This window comes from Mesorhizobium sp. P5_C1, assembly GCF_054049815.1.
This window is the reverse complement of the sequence record NZ_JBFULQ010000803.1, coordinates 1-1,894: the sequence shown is the minus strand read 5'-3', so window position 1 is coordinate 1,894 and position 1,894 is coordinate 1. Positions and strand designations below refer to the sequence as shown.

Annotated in this window: 3 protein-coding genes; 2 read left to right on the top strand and 1 reads right to left on the bottom strand. The window is 59.7% G+C overall.

Annotation, left to right across the window (positions count from 1 at the left end):
- The first annotated feature begins 161 nt into the window (after positions 1 to 161).
- Complete coding sequence (locus tag ACXJ7R_RS31460; protein WP_095089397.1) at positions 162 to 365, top strand: YdcH family protein; 204 nt, start codon at positions 162 to 164, stop codon at positions 363 to 365.
- 36 nt (positions 366 to 401) lie between these two features.
- Here ACXJ7R_RS31460 and ACXJ7R_RS31455 read toward each other — a convergent pair whose 3' ends face one another.
- Complete coding sequence (locus ACXJ7R_RS31455) at positions 402 to 1,190, bottom strand: IclR family transcriptional regulator (RefSeq protein WP_457155211.1); 789 nt, start codon at positions 1,188 to 1,190, stop codon at positions 402 to 404.
- 172 nt (positions 1,191 to 1,362) lie between these two features.
- On the opposite strand from ACXJ7R_RS31455, the gene ACXJ7R_RS31450 reads away from it, so the two are divergent.
- On the top strand, positions 1,363 to 1,894 hold a 532-nt coding region (locus ACXJ7R_RS31450), incomplete at its 3' end, for a transporter substrate-binding domain-containing protein (RefSeq protein WP_457155210.1).

Sequence of the window (1,894 nt, the reverse complement as noted above, 5' to 3'; positions counted from 1 at the left end):
CAATGACACTGTGCCACCATCCGGCCGCGATGTCGAATGATCCGTGGTAGCATTCCACGACAATGTGAAATGTGATATGGGCTGCGCGCCAGCGGCAGAAGTTGCCGGTCCCGCCCAATCAGGCCCAGTTTTGGGCGCCGCAGACGTGCAGACGGTAGAGAATGTCCGATCAGGAACAGGCCGATATTCGCCTCGAATTTTCCCGGCTGAAGCAGGAACACGCCGATTTCGATGCGGCGATCAACGCAATGATCGCCACGAACTGCGACCCGCTGCAGATCCAGCGCATGAAAAAGAAGAAGCTGTTCCTCAAGGACCGGCTGATGGCGCTGGAAGACAAGATCATCCCCGACATCATTGCGTGAGACGGCGGAGCCGGGGTCGATCCCGATCGCTTGCGCCTATCCGGCGATCGAAAGCCTGGCGGCGCGGTCGCGCAGCAGACCGATTAAACTGCCGGTCCGCTCCTCGGACGTGTCGATGGGAACCACCAGGCACATCGTCGCCTCGACCCTGCCCGGTCCTGAAAAGACGGGCGCGGCGAGGCATTTCGTGTAGGCATCGACAAGGCCCGAGGTGACGCAATAGCCTGTGGCTTCGGCCTTCGCTATGTYGGCGATGAAGTCGTTGAGAAGCAATCTGCGACCGTCCGGCAGGACGAGATCGTCTTCGGACACCATGTCTTCGATCTGGGCCTGTTGGAAGCCCGCCAGCAGGAGCCGTCCCGAAGCGGTCCAGGGCAGCGGTATCTGCAGGCCGGTGGCGGAGCTGATGCGGAACGGCCTGGTGCCCGGGCTTGAATGGACGATCGTATAGCGGCCGCTCTGCAGCATACACAGTTCCGAGGTCTCGCCCGTTTCGCGCGACAGATTGTCGACCTCCTGGCGCCCGCGCCTCAAGAGGTCGTTGCCCCGCACATAATCCATTCCGTAGAGATAGAGCTTCTTGCCGAAATAGACACGATTGCCGTCGCCGGCCATTTCCAGCAGGCCGGCATCCACCAGCGACCGCACAAGCGTGTAGGTCGTCGAGCGGGGTGCGTTCACCCCCTTGGCAAGATCGCCAATGCCGATCGCGCGCTGCGTCGTGTGCAGAAACTCCAGGATCTCGAGCACCCGGTTGAGGCCTTTTTCGCGGGACCCCGAAATCTTCTCGTCGGCTGAAACTGCTGGGGCATTGCCGTCTTGCATTGTCGATTCCTGGTGCTAGTATCTGTCTTGTACAGGATACATACGTCTCTTGTAAGAGACAATCGATCTAAAAATCGACGATGCGTGAATTTCCTGTGCATAGGGGAACACAACACGAAAGGAGGTCGCCGTGAACGACACATCCGGAAGACGTGATTTTCTGAAATTTGGAATGGCGGGACTGGCCACGGCTGGCGTGCTTGCAACCGTCGATGCCCAGAAGGCTGCCGCTCAGGCAGCATCCGACAGCCTGCTGCGCACCGTGCTCGACCGCGGCAAGCTGATTGTCGGCACTGGCAGCACCAATGCGCCCTGGCACTTCGAAAACGATGCCGGCGAACTGGTCGGCATGGACATCACCATGGGACGTATCCTTGCCAAGGGCCTTTTCGACGATCCGACCAAGGTCGAGTTCGTCATGCAGGATCCGGCGCAGCGCATTCCGAACGTCACCACCAACAAGGTCGACATCACCATCCAGTTCATGACGATGAGCGCCCAGCGCTCGCAGCTCATCAACTTTTCCCGGCCTTACTATGTCGAAGGCGTCGCGCTGCTGACCCTTCCGACCGCCGAGAACAAGACCTTCGACAAATTGCTTGCCGCTGGTTCGGCGACACGCGTCTCGATCTTGCAGAACGTCGATGCCGAAGCATCGGTGCACATAGCTCTGCCGCAGTCGCAGGTGATGCAGATCGACACCC